The sequence below is a fragment of the Terasakiella sp. genome (genome assembly GCF_048267425.1).
GTDB lineage: Bacteria > Pseudomonadota > Alphaproteobacteria > Rhodospirillales > Terasakiellaceae > Terasakiella.
The window spans coordinates 369,181-384,973 of record NZ_JBLWXN010000001.1 but is presented as its reverse complement, the minus strand read 5'-3'; the positions used below and the strand labels follow the sequence as shown (position 1 = coordinate 384,973).

Genomic DNA, 15,793 nt, shown 5'->3' with positions numbered 1-15,793 from the left:
ATATTCTCTTTATTTACTGGCAAGCGCCGCCAAAGTGGATCGTAAATTATCCGCTGCCGGATTACTGACTTTTCCTTCAATGACAATATCGCGTGGTTCAATGGCTTGTGCATAAAAGGACTGGTTCAAGTCGGCACGTTTGGCGAAAATGGATCCTTCTAGTGCACCACCGCCAAAAAGGCCGCGATCAAGGGAAAAGGCCAGAATATCTGCACCAACAGCTGTTGTTGAGGCCCCTTCGACACTGCCGCCAAAAGTCCCGACAACGATCCCGGCTTCGGCACCGACTTTAAACTGGTCGGCCAAAATGGCTTCCATCCCGGCGTGTGTGCGAATGACGAGGATCATTTGGCTGTCTTTTAGGCCGATCTGGAAACCGACACTGCCGCCACCGATAGTATAAAAAGCCGGGTAGCTCCAGTTGCCATTGGGTTTTTTAGACAGTAAAACCGCATTGCCGTATTCACCGCCAACAATAAAGCCACCTTTGAGCAGGCGCGGCACAATGATGACCCCGACTGCTTTATCAAACGCGTTGTTCAGATCGGGATATTGTTTAGAGCCGAGAACATGGCGCGCCGTTGCTTCGGATTCCAACAAAATCTGAATGGCGTCCTGATCCACGGCTTGTGCCTTGTGGAAGGGAAGAAGGGTGAAGACCGCAAATGCAATCGCCAGAAAGCGTTTCATGGCATCTATCCTTTGAAATAAGAGCGTTGTTGCCGATTATGCGCATTAAGTCTGAAGAAAGTCCTAAAATTCCACACCGGGCTGCGCTTTGATACCACTTCGAAACGGATGTTTAAGTAACGTCATCTCGGTTGCCAGTTCAGCTGCATCCAACAATGTATCGGAGGCATGGCGACCTGTCAGCACGACATGCACCATATCGGGGCGGTTTGCCAAGCAATCCAGAACGTCGTCTTCGCTGACATATTCATATCGGATGGCCACGTTGATTTCATCCAGAATAACCATGCGGTAATCGCCCGACATAATCATTTCCTTGGCGGCGGCCCATGCTTTTTGGGCAGCGGCAATATCGCGTTCTTTATCCTGTGTTTCCCATGTGAAACCTTCACCCATTGCTCTGAAGGTGACTTGATCAGGGAATCCTTCAAAGACGCGGCGTTCCGCCGTATCCCACGCCCCTTTGATAAACTGGATCACGCCGACTTTAAACCCGTGTCCAACACAACGTAATGCCATGCCGAATGCAGAAGAGGATTTACCTTTACCTTTGCCGGTATGGACGATGACAAGACCTTTTTCATCGATCTTTTTTTCCATCATACGGTCACGGGCAGCTTTCTTTTTTGCCATTTTACTGGCGTGTTTTTCCAGATCTTGGTCTGACATGGGGTGTCCTTCCCTTTTTTAAGAAACGGTTTCCTTCAATATAGGAGTCTGCAAAGATTTCGCAATCGTAAAGGTAGGTTTAGAGCAAGCAAAGCAAAGCAATCGCGCTGGCGTTGACAAGGCAAGCCGCGACATAAACCTGTAAGGCGCGTTTGATATCTTTGGATAGGACACGGGCCCGACCATCGCCGATCCACGGATCATTGGCTTGACCTTCGCGATATTTGCGCGGTCCAGCCAAGGAAATATCCAACGCTCCGGCCATTGCACCTTCTGGCCAACCCGCGTTGGGGGAACGATGTTTACGCGCATCGCGAAACATGGTTTTCAAGCCCTTGAATGGGCTGGAGGTCGGTAAAAAGAAGGAGCCAAAGAAAATCCAGAAGCCGGCAAGGCGCGCAGGAATAAGGTTGAGGACATCGTCCAACCGTGCGGCGCAAAAGCCAAAGGATTTGTGGCGGTCTGTTTTATGACCGATCATGGAATCCATTGTATTTACAGCCTTGTAAACCAACAGACCGGGAAATCCGAAAAGAACGTACCAGAACACGGGGGCGACAACGCCGTCGCCGAAATTTTCAGCCAACGATTCAATCGCAGCGCGTGCAACGCCGTGTTGATCCAGTTGATCAGGGTCGCGCCCGACAATATGGCTGACAGCTTCGCGCCCCCCTGAAATCCCGTGTTCATTTAATGCAATGGCGACCCGTCGTACATAGGTAAACAGGCTGCGTTGCGCGATAAGGGCAATGGTCAGGAACAATTCAAGGATCCAGCCAAAAGGATAGTTTTGCCCAAACCATGTGACGCCAAGGCCAATGACGAAACAAAGGGAAACCATGAAGACAACAACCACAGCCCCGCGGATGGTGCGGTTGACTTCGGAACGGTTTTCCCGGTTTAATTTTTGATCGAGAAAGGCGATCAATTCCCCGATCCAGACCACGGGATGTTTGATGACCTGAAATAATCGGTTCATATCCCCGACGTAAGCATCCAAAGCCAAGGCACAAAGCAACAACCATAGCGGATTGTAACTGTCGAAGGGGACAAGGGAGGAAATCGCGAACATAATGTTATTTTTCGTGGAGATCGGACTTGAGTTGATCAAGATCGAATTCGCTATATATATTTATACCGTTTTCTTTCAATAGCTTGGCAACAACGCCCAATCCTTTGATCTTATTGGATGTGAAGGTTCCGTCATAGATCAGGTTAACGCCACATGACGGGCTGCGTTCTTTGAGCAAAGCATATCGAATATTGTGTTTTTTTGCCAAATTAAGCGCAATTGATGCGCCTTGATGAAAGGCCTCGGTAAAATCTTCACCATCCTGACTGATAACTTGCCCTGTTTCCAGGTCTCGTTCGCAGGGTTTACGCGGGACAGGTAAACCACCGGCAACTTCTGGACAAAGAACAATAAAACGATCTTCTTTTTTCCATTGTGCTATGATGGGATCATCAATCAGGGTATCGCCCCCATCATAACGGACTTTTTCGCCAAATAGGCAGGCGCTGATCAGTATCTTTTCCATAGTTGCCTTATCTAGGTCCGTTTGCTCAGAGAGCGTTTTTTCAAATTCATTTTGTCGTGTGCAGCCGCCCGTTTTTTCAGGGTGCGCATGTTTTTACGACGGGCTTCTTCTGCGATCAAGGCTTCAACATGGCGTCCTTGAAATAATTCGATTCCATTGTTGCGCCCGAATTCGACGGCTTCTTCACTATCACAACGGCTGAGGATAATCTGCTTGGCTCCTGTTAACATGATCTGTCGAATGACCTTATCTGACAAATCATGCCCACCGTGGATAATGTCGGGTGACCAGATCAGTTTGATCATATCTGCGCCCAGACGTTCGCGGTCAATAAAGGGTAATGTTTTGTAATTCACCCCATCAATGCAGATATGATAGCCTCGTTCTTTGACATACTCGCGCGCAAAAAGGTAGGCGTTCAAGTCGCTGAAAATATCAAGATGTTGCAGTTCCAAAACGATATTGCCCCGCATGGCGGCAATGACATTTTCATCAAAGCGCATAAATTCGGTGGACAGCAGGGTTGCAACGTTCAAATTGATGCTGATATCACCGGTGATATCGCGATCTTCGGTCTTACTGAGCAGGGAAAGAACGCGCCGGTCCAATGTTTCGGTCAAATGCTGGAACAACCAAGGTGAAGATGTCAGATTGACACCAGGCAGAAGAGTTTCACGCAAGTCACTGATTGAAATGAATAATTCGCTAAAACGTGCCGTGGGGACCAGTTGCGGCCCTTCGACACTACAGACATATTGACGACGCACCATATTGGTTAGATCGGCAGCTTTCAAGGCCTCGATCACGCGATCCAGGATACGTGGTGTCATGCGTTCGCCGGCTTCTTGTTTGGCCAGCAGGGCGGTTTTGATATCGACACTACCGCCCATTGCAGCGCGGGCGTTTTTATCCTTTTCCACCAGATCACGGGCCATTGCGACAATGTCTTCATAGTCGGCTTCAACATCGTACCAGCTGTTAAAATCCTTGCCGTCCGGTCCGCTTTCTTCCAATAAGGGGTCATCGCCGAACAGGAATTTGACTTTTTCAATGGCTTGTTCAACTTGTCCCATTGCTTCGGTTTTAAAGACAAAGATAATATCGGCATTTTTAAAGACGAAGATTTGTCCAAGCAAATCCTTCACCATCCCTTCAAAGGCATCGGCGGCAACGCGAATATGATGTTCGCGTCGGTTGAAGGGGCGCAGCTTGGACAGGTGGAAATGCACCATTTCACGGCCTTGACGGTGGTGTTCAAGGCGACGGATATAATCGTAGAACAGGTTTTCCTGATTTTGGGTTTGCATGGTTTACGCCCCCCTCATGGCTGCAGCCGTTTTTTGGGTCATGGCTTCCACCAGCCGATCAACGAAGAAGCCCTGAAAGCGCTGGACGCCCAATTGCAAACCGAATTTGACAGCATCTTCACTATCAACCAACGAAATAATAACGTTGGCAGCTCCGATGCTCTGGATCAATTCGCGCATTTCCCCGCGCCCTTCCTGCGTTGCGGAGGCACCGAGCCGGTCACCCCAGGCAATTTTATAAAAATCGGCTTTCAGTTTGGAAGGATCGAAGTAATCCAAGACCAAGGGCTGCAGACTGTCAATCAAGACCTTATAGCCACGGGTTTGCAGCATATCGCGCACTTGTTCATAAGCAAAGATATCGCTGAAAACATCAACGGGTTGAAATTCGATAATAAAACGATGAGCATTTTCGCCGACAAAATGGTCGAATAGTTGAAAGTCTTTGGTATGGATGGTTTGGATATTCAGGTTCAGGCTGATATTTTTCGGTAAATCATCCATCGTTTGACTGCGCAGCATATGCAGGACACGTTGATCCAAAATCGTTGTGAGATATTGAAACAACCATCGATCTGCCAGCAGGTCCACATCCGGGGCAACAATTTTGCGCAAATCGGCGATGGACACATAATATTCACGAAACAGAAGCTGACCTTGTCCGTTTGTTCCCACCTGAACGGCGCTTTGATGGCGCATCAAAGGACGGGCATCCAGTTTTCGAAAGGTATGGGCCAGTTTATCCAGATTTTTCGGTGTCAGTTTTTCGTCATCCATAGAAGCGACGTTTTTATCCAGTGATTGACGTTTGGCCGATAAAATGCTGGAAACAACGGCTTCCTTGAAATATTCAAAATCTTCTTCAAGGTCGTACCATGTACAAAAAGCCTCTTCTCCGCTGATATCGCGCCGTTCGATTAAGGGGTCGGCGCGAAACATATTGCGAATAGAGGATAAGGCCCGGTCGATCTCTTCCACGCGGCTGCTTTGACAGCTCAGGACAATGTCAAAGTTGGCCAGAACGAACAGGTCTGACATATGGGTGATCGTTATAGGATCAAAACAACGCTCAGCAATGCGAATATAATCGGGTTTTCGATTGGTACGCTGTAATTGAGACAAATGAAGATGAACTGCGCACAGGCCTGTGGGTTTTTTTTCCAAGATCTGCATATTTTCCAGCAGTTTATTTTCCGGGCTGTTGGTTTCTGCCCGGATGGCCCGCATCAACTGTGCATCGCTTAAATTTTCTGCCATTTTCTTTCGTCTGTCCCAGCGTAGAAACCCAATTTATCCTTAAATGTATCATAGAGATAAAACACTTCATAAAAAATTAAAATGCTCTATGTTTTTTGAGGCTGGATATGTTACATGGTTCGGCAGTCTTTAAAGGGGAGATTCAGCTCGTGCATATACGTAAACGGATTTTGGTTACCGGTGGGGCAGGCTTTCTGGGTTCGCATCTGTGTGAACGTTTATTGAAAGAAGGCCACGACGTTATTTGCGCCGATAACTTTTTTACCGGCAGCAAAGATAATATCCGTCATTTGCTGGACAATCCTTATTTTGAATTGATGCGCCATGACGTTACGTTTCCGCTTTATGTAGAAGTGGATGAAATTTACAACTTGGCATGTCCGGCGTCCCCGATCCATTATCAGCATGACCCGGTGCAGACGACCAAAACCAGTGTGCATGGGGCAATTAATGTTCTGGGGTTGGCCAAACGTGTGGGGGCCAAGGTTTTTCAGGCTTCCACCAGCGAAGTGTACGGTGATCCTGAAATTCATCCTCAGCCGGAAGAATATCGCGGCAATGTTAATCCCATTGGACCGCGTGCTTGTTATGACGAAGGCAAGCGGTGTGCGGAAACGTTATTTTTCGATTATCACCGTCAGCACGGGGTCAACATTCGGGTCGCCCGTATTTTCAATACCTATGGTCCGCGCATGCACCCCAATGACGGGCGCGTGGTGTCCAACTTTATCATGCAGGCGTTGCGCAATGAGCCGATCACCATTTATGGGGATGGGGCACAGACGCGTTCTTTCTGTTATTGTGATGATTTAATTGATGGATTTGTACGTTTGATGGCGGCACCGGATGAGATTACCGGACCGATCAATTTGGGCAATCCCGGCGAATTTACAATCCGGGAACTGGCGGAAAAAGTCATTGAAATGATTGGGTCAAAGTCGACCTTGACGTTTGAAGACCTACCTGTGGATGATCCGATGCAGCGTAAACCCATTATTGATAAGGCGCAAAATCATCTGGGCTGGAATCCGAGCATTGCCTTGGAAGATGGATTGAAAAAAACCATCGCGTACTTTGAAAAAATGCTCTGATCCCCGGTTGTTGACAGACGGGTATCTCTGACCCAAACTGGGTGGATGTTTGAGCATCATCTCATATATGGGGCGGCTTGGTTGATTTTTGGGCTTGTCCATTCTTTACTGGCCCGTGAATTTGTGAAATCCCGGCTGAAACCTCTGTTTGGGGCCTTTTATCGTTTGGCCTATAATATATTTGCAACTTTGCAAATCGCAGCTGTTTATGTTGTTGGTTTATGGCTTTACGAACATGAAGTGGCTTTTGCGCGTGCAGATTGGCTGGTTGTGGGGCAGGGGGCTGTTTATTTGATCGGCTGGTTGTTGATGATTCTGGCGCTACGTGAATATGATCTAGGCACTTTCAGTGGCTTGACTCAAATCCGTGATCATTTTAAGGGGATTTTGGCTCACGATGACGAACCCTTGCATTTCAAAGGGTTTCACTGTTGGGTGCGCCATCCTCTTTACAGCGCAGGCTTGCTGATTTTATGGGGCCGGGTGACGGGCCCATTTGATCTGATGACAGCTATTTTTGGCACGTTATATTTATGGGTCGGCGCGCGATTTGAAGAACGCCATTTAATAAGACTGTACGGCGATCATTATGCGACTTATAAATCCCGTGTGCCTGCGTTCATTCCTGTAAAAGGGAAAGTGATTTTGAAAGAACTTAAACCATGACTGATTTTGATACCACACAGCATTTTGATGATCAAAAGGCAGAGGCCTACGACCGGGTTATTCGCCAAGTTGTGCCGGGTTATGATGTTTTACATGAAATGATCAAGGTTCTTTTAAAACGTTACGTATTGGGAACGAATTCCAGTTTGTTGTCTGTAGGCTGTGGAACCGGGGTTGAATTGATGACGTTGGGGCAGGAGTTTCCCAATTGGTCCATCACCGGGGTTGAACCGGCACAGGCAATGGCGGCGGTTGCGCAAGCGAATTTGGAAATTCAACAGCTTTCTGATCGTTGTGAAATCATCAATGGCTATGTGGAGGACATGAACAGTGAGGTTCGCTTTGATGCGGCAACACTGATTTTGGTTATGCATTTTGTGCCGGACGATGGTTCGAAAGAGGCCTTATTGCGCTCCATCGCGGCGCGGCTTAATCCCGGTGCCCCGTTAATTTTGGCAGATTTGCATGCAGAGGTCGAAGGCGTGCGCTTTAAGCGTTTTCTGGATGTGTGGCGCGATTGGCAACTGCATCAAGGTATGCCGGAACATATTGTGGACCGTGGGTTCGAACATGTTGTGCGTGATATCCAGTTTATTGGGGAAGACCGGATTATGGAACTGCTTCATGCCGCTGGTTTTAAGACCGTTGAACCCTTTTATGGTGCGTTCCTGTTTGGGGGCTGGATTGCATGGAAAGAATAAACGGGCTTATTCTTATTCTGCTTTATAGATAGGAACGGATAAGTTCGGGTCGTATTTATGATATACCCTTTCAATAAACCCTTCTTGATAAAGCGCGTGGAGCTCTTGTTGTAAACGTGTTGTGATTAAATCACTTAGATGTAAATTACAGGCAATTCCTCCGGCAATGGCGGTGAGTTTAAATATTTTTTTTATTTCATCACCTGTTTTATTGGCAAGGGCGTGACCTGCCATTTCGCCTGTCACCCATAAATCAATACGTCCCCCCTGAAGCTTGCGCACATTCAATTTATCATCTCGTACGGTTTCAACCGGAATATTACGTGTGACCAAATAGTCAACAGCAGCATCACCCAGATATCCACCAATTCGATATTCAGATAGATCACTGAGTTGCGTAATTTTAATTGTGCTGGTTGGTTGAGCAAATAACACGATAGGATTTTCCGTAAGTGGCGTAACCCATTTAAAGAGGTTATCACGCTCTTTCGTGCGACCTGTTGTGAAAAGACAGGTGTTTTTTTGAGATAAAGTTAATTCATAGGCTCTTTTCCAAGGGGTTAGTTTTATACGGTAGGCAAAACCGGTTCGTTTCATAATTTCTTGAACAATTTCCGTCGAAATTCCGCTTACTTCATCCTCTGATCCAATAAAATTATAAGGAGGGTAATGTTCGGTGAAGAAGAGTAAGTCCTCGCTCCAGGCTGTTTTGATGACAGTCAGAGAGAGTAAACATCCAAAAATGATTAAAAAAAGACGATGACGCAACAGGATCCTCATTTACCAAGTATGATCTATTTAACCCTATGGCATATGGGGATTTTTATCTTTATATACAAATGAAAAACCCGCCGTTTATATTGGCGGGTTTTCTTAACTTCAAACAGTGAAGGACTTAGTCTGTTAAATCTTCAAAGAAATCTTTGACTTTACTGAAGAAACCTTGGCTTTCCGGGCTGTGGTTTTCTACATTGCCACCGCCGGCGGCTTCAAATTGTTTCAGGATTTCTTTTTGTTCTTTTGTCAGTTTCACCGGTGTTTCCACGGCAACTTCAACGAACATATCCCCGCGTGACTCGGTACGCATGACGCTCATACCTTTGCCGCGTAGACGGAATTGATTACCGCTTTGGGTGCCTTCAGGCACTTTGATACGGGCACGTCCCCCGTCAACGGTCGGGACTTCAATTTCACCACCAAGGGCGGCTTTTGTCATCGGGATCGGTACGCGGCAGAAAATATTGGCCCCTTCGCGCTGGAAGATCCGATGCGGTGCGATGCTTAGGAAAATATATAGATCACCACTGGGTGCGCCGCGCAATCCGGCTTCACCCTCGCCGGACAGACGAATACGAGTTCCATCTTCCACACCAGCCGGTACGCTGACGGACAGGGTCTTGGATTTGCGTTCACGTCCAGTTCCCCCGCAGTTATCGCAAGGATCGGAAATGACAGAACCTGCGCCATGACAGGTCGGGCAGGTGCGCTCAATGGTGAAAAAGCCTTGTTGTGCGCGTACTTTACCACGGCCGTGACAGCTGGGGCACATGCTCGGTGGTTTACCGCCTTTGGAACCTGAACCGTCGCAGGATCCGCAATGAACGGATGTCGGGACTTCAATCTGGGCTTTTTTACCGTTGAAGGCATCTTCCAGACTGATTTCCATGTTGTAGCGCAGATCAGAACCGCGCCCGGATGACTGGCCGCGTCCGCCGCCCATCATATCGCCGAACATTTCTTCAAAAATGTCGCCAAAACCGGAGAACCCGCCACCGCCGAAACCGCCATGTCCGCCGCCCGGACCGCCTTGTTCAAACGCCGCATGACCATAACGGTCATAAGCTGCCCGTTTTTCGGCATCTTTTAAGACTTCGTAAGCCTCGTTAATTTCTTTGAATTTGGATTCGGCATCCGCATTATCCGGGTTGCGGTCAGGGTGATATTGCATGGCAAGCTTACGGAACGCGCTTTTCAGGGCTTTATCGTCTACATCGCGGCTGACGCCAAGCGTTTCGTAGTAATCTTGTTTTGCCATTTTTTGTCCTCTTTAAAGACAAATATGTCCCCGTTTGTGGCGGGGACTATTTGAAACAAGGCCCCCTGCTTTCGCAAGGGGCACACTTTTACAGGTTACTTGTCTTTTTTGTCCGGGTCGACTTCTTCGAAATCGGCGTCGACAACACCGTCATCAGCCGGTGCGTCTTCTTGTTGCGGAGCCTCAGCACCAGCGGATTCTTGCTGGGCTTTGTACATGGCTTCACCCAATTTCATAGAAGCGTTCATCAAAGCATCTGTTTTCGCCTTGATATCTTCCGGGTCGAGATCGTCACCTTCCAACGCGGACTTCAGCTCGTTGATCGCTTTTTCAATTTCGCCTTTTTCATCTGCACCCAAGGCATCCCCATGTTCGGTGAGGTTTTTCTCGGTTGTGTGGATCAGGCTTTCCGCTTGATTACGGGCTTCTACAGCCTCTTTGCGCTTTTTGTCTTCTTCGGCGTGCGCTTCTGCATCTTTAACCATTTGGTCGATTTCGCTATCGTCCAAACCACCGGATGCTTTGATCGAGATTTGTTGTTCTTTGCCCGTGGCTTTGTCTTTGGCAGACACATTCACCAAACCGTTGGCATCGATATCGAAGGTAACTTCGATTTGTGGAACACCACGCGGTGCCGGCGGAACACCAACCAGATCAAATTGCCCCAGCAGTTTGTTGTCAGCCGCCATTTCACGTTCGCCCTGGAAGACGCGGATGGTTACAGCAGACTGATTGTCTTCGGCTGTTGAGAAGACCTGAGATTTACGTGTCGGAATTGTAGTGTTGCGATCGATCAAACGGGTGAAGACACCACCCAATGTTTCAATGCCCAAAGACAACGGCGTCACGTCAAGAAGCAGAACGTCTTTCACGTCGCCTTTCAACACGCCACCCTGAATGGCAGCACCCATGGCGACCACTTCGTCCGGGTTTACACCTTTGCTCGGTTCTACACCGAAAATTTCTTTAACTTTTTCAACAACTTTCGGCATACGGGTCATACCGCCCACCAAAATAACGTCGTCGATTTCAGAGGCTTTCAGACCGGCATCCTTCAAGGCTGCCTGACAAGGCTTAACGGTGCGTTCGATCAGGCCGGAAACGAGGCTTTCCAGTTTTGCACGGCTCAGCTTGATGTTCAGGTGTTTCGGGCCAGACTGGTCAGCGGTGATGAACGGCAGGTTGACTTCTGTTTCCATAGAGGAAGACAGTTCGATCTTGGCTTTTTCACCCGCTTCTTTCAGGCGTTGCAGGGCCATACGGTCAGAACGCAGGTCAATGCCTTGTTCTTTTTTGAATTCGTCGGCGAGGTAATCAATAATCGCCATGTCGAAGTCTTCACCGCCGAGGAATGTATCACCGTTGGTGGATTTTACTTCGAAAACACCGTCGCCGATTTCAAGGATGGAAACGTCAAATGTACCACCGCCCAAATCGTAAACAACGATGGTGCCGGTTTCTTTTTTGTCCATACCGTAAGCTAGCGCTGCGGCTGTCGGCTCGTTGATGATACGCAGAACATCAAGGCCAGCGATTTTACCGGCGTCTTTGGTTGCCTGACGCTGGGAATCGTTGAAGTAGGCCGGAACTGTGATAACGGCTTGTGTGATGGTCTCACCGGCAAAGCTTTCCGCTGTTTCTTTCATCTTTTGTAGGATGAAGGCAGAAATCTGTGACGGGCTGTATTTTTCGTTGTTGGCTTCTACCCACGCATCGCCATTGTCTGCTTTGACGATTTTGTAGGGAACCAGGCCTTGATCTTTTTTGGTCAGCGGGTCGTCGAAACGGCGACCGATCAGGCGTTTGATGGCAAACAGTGTGTTTTCCGGGTTGGTAACGGCTTGTCGCTTGGCAGGCTGGCCGGACAGGCGTTCACCTGAATCTGTGAAAGCAACCATAGAAGGGGTTGTGCGTGTTCCCTCGGAATTTTCGATAACGCGTGCGTCACCACCATCCATGATGGCAATACAGGAGTTGGTTGTACCGAGGTCAATACCGATGACTTTACTCATTTTACTCTCTCTTTGTTGCGGCGAGTTCCCTGTCGTCCGCCCTTCTCAAACAAGGCACAGACATTTAGAACTCCCTGAGGGTCAAAAACTGGGCGTTATATAAGACGATTGTCGCGTTCATGCAAGCGCTTCGGCATAAACAATTACACCAAGAGTTCAGATTTTTCTGTTTTTCAACCGAATTAATCGATTTTCTCGCAAACACGGTTGCGGCCCTGTGTTTTTGCGTCATAGAGGGCAACATCAGCGCGTTTGAGTAAATCGTCCGGGTCTTCGTCTTTTTCCAACAGGCCGGTCAGGCCGAAACTGGCTGTAAACCCTTCGATTTTGCCTTGTCCGGTATCAAAGGCGAAATCCTCGGTATTTTGTCGGATCCGTTGGGCGATTTGCCAGGCACCGATCAAATCGGTTTCTGGCAGCAAAATGGCAAACTCTTCACCGCCGATTCGGCCTAAAACGTCGGAATTGCGCAAGCTGCCGCGGCAAATTTCGGTCATGGACCGAATGGCCTCATCACCTGTGGCATGACCATAGGTATCGTTAATATGTTTAAAGTGATCCACATCCAACATAATCAAGGATAGGTTATGACCATATCGTTTGGCACGGTCCATTTCCTTTTCACAGAGTTCAAGGAAATGGCGGCGATTGTTGGCCCCGGTCAAAACATCGGTTGACGCCATTTTACGGAGTTCACGTTCCATTCGTTGCTGTTCCGTAACGTCAGTGGAGATGCCAATCAAGGCATGGGCATTGCCGACATCATTGATCAGAGGGGCTTTGATGGAGAGGAAATAACAACTTTTGCCGGTGCGATAATGGCGTGATTTTTCAATACTGGTAGAGTTTTCCCGGTAATTGAAGACCTGAGTGTCACTTTTATGGAAGCGTTCGGCGACACTTTCGCCAAAGATCTCGGCATCTGTTTTCCCGACAATTTCATCAAATGTTTTGCCCAGATACTCGCACATATCGGCATTTACATAGGTATAGGTATAGCTTGTATCCTTGATGTAAACATGGGCTTTCATGTTATCAAGGATGGTTGTCAATTGACGTTCGTTGGCTTGAAGTTTCTGTTCCAGTCGCTTTTGCTCGGTGACATCGGTTGAGATACCTAAAATCGAATGGACGTCTCCGTCAGCGCTCAGTAATGGGACTTTGACAGACCAGTAATAACTTTTTGTGCGGGTTTGCGTATCGACGGATGTTTCCATTCGAGAAATTTTCTGGCGGGATTTAAGCGCCTCTTGATCCGTCGTGCGAAAACCAACAGCGGTTTCCGGTTCAAAAAGATCGAAATCGTTTTTACCGGTTATGCTGGTACGATCCATCTTCAGGGTTTGACAGAGTTCCTCGTTGGCGTAGGTGTAGCGTAGATCCGTGTCTTTGATGTAAACACGCGCTTTCATGTTATCCAGAATACTGTTGAGCTTTTCCTGACTGGCCCACAAGGCTTTTTCCAGTCGTTGTTGTTCCGAAATGTCAATGGACATTCCGAGAAGCTCATGAACTTCGCCCTGTTCATTTTCCATAGGGCATTTGACAGATAAATAACAGCGTTCGATCCCATATTCGTCCATGCCGCCGTCTTCCAACGCACGTACGGTTTTGTGTTGTTCAAAAACACTGCGGTCATTTTTTTCAAAAGATTCTGCGGCCTGGACAGGAAAGAGATCATAATCCGTTTTACCGAGGACTTCATCGCTTTTTAAGGCATGCAGGGCTGCAAGCATATGGTTAACGTAGGTATATTCCCCTTTGCGGTTTTTAGAAAATACGTAAGCGGGGATATGATCCAGAATACTTTGCAGTTTTTTCTCGTTATTGATCTGGCGAAAGGACTCTTCTTTTTGTGCGGTAACGTCCATTTGGATCCAGATAAAATGATCGCCATTCCGGGTGATATTCGTATGAAACCATAAAGACGTTCCGTTTTGCGTACGATATTCAAGTTCATTCTGCCAGACCTTTGAACGGGCGATGGTGTTTTGAATATCGGTGAAATCGGCACCGGGATAGATGGCGCAGACGTTTTGGCCCAGAAGCGTGTCGTTTGTCAGTCCAACCATCTGGCAAAAAGCGGGATTCGCGAAATTGACATGACCTTTTTGATCACACATGAAAATTGCCGCACCTGCATTTTCAAGAATTGCGGTGACAGATCCAGTCGTTAATCCCGTTTTATGCTTATCAGACACGCTTGTTTTCATTCATCATGGAGAAAATTCACTTTTGGCAAATCATCCACTGCTTACCTAAGAAATGCAAGCTTCACGCAAAAACTGGCGCAAAAAAATTAACGTATTGATCTAGAGTGAAGATTGCAAATTGTAGATATGCCCGTGGTCTCTGAGAAAAAACCGAGGAAGTATGAGGTTGTGACATTTAAATCGATATCGAAATAATGTTGTGAACAGGCGGATGTTAAGCAGATTAACTATAAGAACGTGTTGTTTATCGCTTCGTATATTATGCGAAAGAAATCGGCCCAAAATATGTGGCAGGGTTTTCTTTTAAGTTAATTGTGCTAAAGTGAATTATGCAACAAAACGCTATAACTATAAGATTTTGTTGTATCTATCGTCCGTTCGCGAATAAGGCATAGCAAATGAAGTATAAAGAATGGTCTGATGAATTTGAGCTGGGAATTGGTGTGATTGATGAAGATCACCAGATGTTGTTTCGTACGATTCGTCAATTAGGGGAACAAATCGCCGGAAATCGCAACGCAGGCGTTATTGAAGCAACCATTAAATCGTTGGGTCTTTATGTTGAAGAGCATTTTGATCGTGAAGAACGTTTTATGTTGCGCGCGGGTTATCCCGATTTTGACGCCCATAAAAAAGAACATGATGAATTTCGCGACAGTGTGATTTCCTTGCATAATTTTCATGCCCGCTGTCCGCAAGATGTGGATGCGGAGAAAATCGTTACTTTTCTGGAAGGTTGGTTGTTGAACCATATTGCAAAGGTTGACCGAGCCTATGCCCCGTATTTATTGGGTCAAAAGGAAGGTGATCCGTCCGTTATGCAACGCCGCCAGCAAAATGCAGCGAAAAGTATGATTAATATTCCTTGCCCGGCGGATAAGGAAGAACACGTTCGCCATTTTATCAGTTTGATTAGCGATGCAAGCGAAGAAGGTCAGTTGGTCGAAGCGGCTGTTGAAAAAATCACAGAGACGCAAATTAAACGACGTGAAGCCAAAGCCAAAAGCCTGTTTGGGCGTTAACTGTCCATTGCCTTTATCTGTCTGATCTCAATGACCTTATTGCATTCCCAAGGCAGGGGCTTATAATAAGTTTATCGCTTATGTAAGGAATGCAAAAAATGGGACTGTTTGACTTTTTCGGCGGTGGTAAGAAAAGCGAAGCCAAAAGCGGTGTGCTTGAAGTCGCCTGGTCTAAAAATGCGGCGGGCAAGTTTCGTCGTCTCCCCTTTGTTGAATTGGCAAAAGAAAATGTATCCGGTGTTTCGGCAATCTATGTCATTTGGCATGGTGGGGTGAAACCGGGCTGGGTCTATGTCGGGATGGCGGAAGATCTGGCGATGGATATTACAGATGCCAAACAAAGCAGCGAAATTATGAGCTATGACATGCGTGGTGGGGTTTTTATCACGTGGCAGACCTTCCCTGCGAAAATGGCACCGGGGGTTTTTGCCTTTTTAAGTGATGTTTTACAACCGGAAGTCCGAAACCCTGAAGTTGATATGTATATGAATAAAGAACATGTTAAGGTTTTGCCGCCGGGTTATACGAAAGAAAGCTTTAGTCAACTCATTGGCTAGATCATAAGTATAATTTACATTTTTTATTTTTCCTT

The 15,793-nt window shown here is 47.2% G+C and carries 15 protein-coding genes; 5 read left to right on the top strand and 10 right to left on the bottom strand.

The genetic code is table 11. The annotated features are described in order from the left end of the window. Positions 1 to 9: 9 nt before the first annotated feature. From ACN0VA_RS01820 to ACN0VA_RS01795, 6 genes are all read right to left on the bottom strand, one after another. Entirely contained in the window at positions 10 to 690 is a 681-nt protein-coding gene (locus ACN0VA_RS01820) for a lipid-binding SYLF domain-containing protein (RefSeq protein ID WP_417819486.1), read from the bottom strand. 63 nt (positions 691 to 753) lie between these two features. Beyond that, complete coding sequence (gene cobO / locus ACN0VA_RS01815) at positions 754 to 1,359, bottom strand: cob(I)yrinic acid a,c-diamide adenosyltransferase (protein ID WP_417819485.1); 606 nt, start codon at positions 1,357 to 1,359, stop codon at positions 754 to 756. 79 nt (positions 1,360 to 1,438) lie between these two features. Beyond that, entirely contained in the window at positions 1,439 to 2,431 is a 993-nt protein-coding gene (gene cbiB / locus ACN0VA_RS01810; RefSeq protein ID WP_417819484.1) for an adenosylcobinamide-phosphate synthase CbiB, read from the bottom strand. 4 nt (positions 2,432 to 2,435) lie between these two features. Further along, positions 2,436 to 2,897, bottom strand: coding sequence for a DUF523 domain-containing protein (locus ACN0VA_RS01805; protein WP_417819483.1), 462 nt, complete (start codon positions 2,895 to 2,897; stop codon positions 2,436 to 2,438). Between the two features lie 11 nt (positions 2,898 to 2,908). Further along, positions 2,909 to 4,204: a hypothetical protein gene (locus tag ACN0VA_RS01800; RefSeq protein ID WP_417819482.1), complete on the bottom strand. Its 1,296-nt coding sequence runs from the start codon at positions 4,202 to 4,204 to the stop codon at positions 2,909 to 2,911. Positions 4,205 to 4,207: 3 nt separating this feature from the next. Next, a complete protein-coding gene (locus ACN0VA_RS01795) occupies positions 4,208 to 5,461 on the bottom strand; it encodes a hypothetical protein (protein ID WP_417819481.1) in 1,254 nt (417 codons plus the stop codon). A gap of 149 nt (positions 5,462 to 5,610) precedes the next feature. Here ACN0VA_RS01795 and ACN0VA_RS01790 point away from each other — a divergent pair, with 149 nt between their 5' ends. The 3 genes from ACN0VA_RS01790 to ACN0VA_RS01780 are packed head-to-tail and all read left to right on the top strand — an operon-like array spanning position 5,611 to position 7,919. Continuing rightward, positions 5,611 to 6,552, top strand: coding sequence for a UDP-glucuronic acid decarboxylase family protein (locus tag ACN0VA_RS01790; protein WP_417819480.1), 942 nt, complete (start codon positions 5,611 to 5,613; stop codon positions 6,550 to 6,552). 45 nt (positions 6,553 to 6,597) lie between these two features. Then, positions 6,598 to 7,218 (top strand): methyltransferase family protein, encoded by a 621-nt coding sequence (locus tag ACN0VA_RS01785; protein WP_417819479.1) that lies wholly within the window; start codon positions 6,598 to 6,600, stop codon positions 7,216 to 7,218. Further along, a complete protein-coding gene (locus tag ACN0VA_RS01780; protein WP_417819478.1) occupies positions 7,215 to 7,919 on the top strand; it encodes a methyltransferase domain-containing protein in 705 nt (234 codons plus the stop codon). Before ACN0VA_RS01785 ends, ACN0VA_RS01780 begins: the two co-directional genes overlap by 4 nt. 12 nt (positions 7,920 to 7,931) lie before the next feature. Here ACN0VA_RS01780 and ACN0VA_RS01775 read toward each other — a convergent pair whose 3' ends face one another. From ACN0VA_RS01775 to ACN0VA_RS01760, 4 genes are all read right to left on the bottom strand, one after another. Next, the gene (locus tag ACN0VA_RS01775) at positions 7,932 to 8,687 is read right to left on the bottom strand and encodes a substrate-binding periplasmic protein (RefSeq protein WP_417819477.1); all 756 of its coding nucleotides are present in this window, start codon (positions 8,685 to 8,687) and stop codon (positions 7,932 to 7,934) included. Between the two features lie 127 nt (positions 8,688 to 8,814). Next, on the bottom strand, positions 8,815 to 9,954 hold the full coding sequence (gene dnaJ / locus ACN0VA_RS01770; RefSeq protein WP_417819476.1) for a molecular chaperone DnaJ: 1,140 nt from the start codon (positions 9,952 to 9,954) through the stop codon (positions 8,815 to 8,817). A gap of 95 nt (positions 9,955 to 10,049) precedes the next feature. Next, positions 10,050 to 11,966 carry a molecular chaperone DnaK gene (gene dnaK / locus ACN0VA_RS01765; protein WP_417819475.1) on the bottom strand — a complete coding sequence of 639 codons (1,917 nt, stop codon included), beginning with the start codon at positions 11,964 to 11,966 and terminating at the stop codon, positions 10,050 to 10,052. A gap of 182 nt (positions 11,967 to 12,148) precedes the next feature. Next, a complete protein-coding gene (locus tag ACN0VA_RS01760) occupies positions 12,149 to 14,167 on the bottom strand; it encodes a PAS domain-containing protein (protein WP_417819474.1) in 2,019 nt (672 codons plus the stop codon). Positions 14,168 to 14,577: 410 nt separating this feature from the next. Between ACN0VA_RS01760 and ACN0VA_RS01755 the strand changes: the two genes are divergently transcribed. After that, positions 14,578 to 15,201: a bacteriohemerythrin gene (locus ACN0VA_RS01755; RefSeq protein WP_417819473.1), complete on the top strand. Its 624-nt coding sequence runs from the start codon at positions 14,578 to 14,580 to the stop codon at positions 15,199 to 15,201. Positions 15,202 to 15,299: 98 nt separating this feature from the next. After that, positions 15,300 to 15,758, top strand: coding sequence for a hypothetical protein (locus tag ACN0VA_RS01750; protein WP_417819472.1), 459 nt, complete (start codon positions 15,300 to 15,302; stop codon positions 15,756 to 15,758). The last annotated feature ends 35 nt before the right edge of the window (positions 15,759 to 15,793 follow it).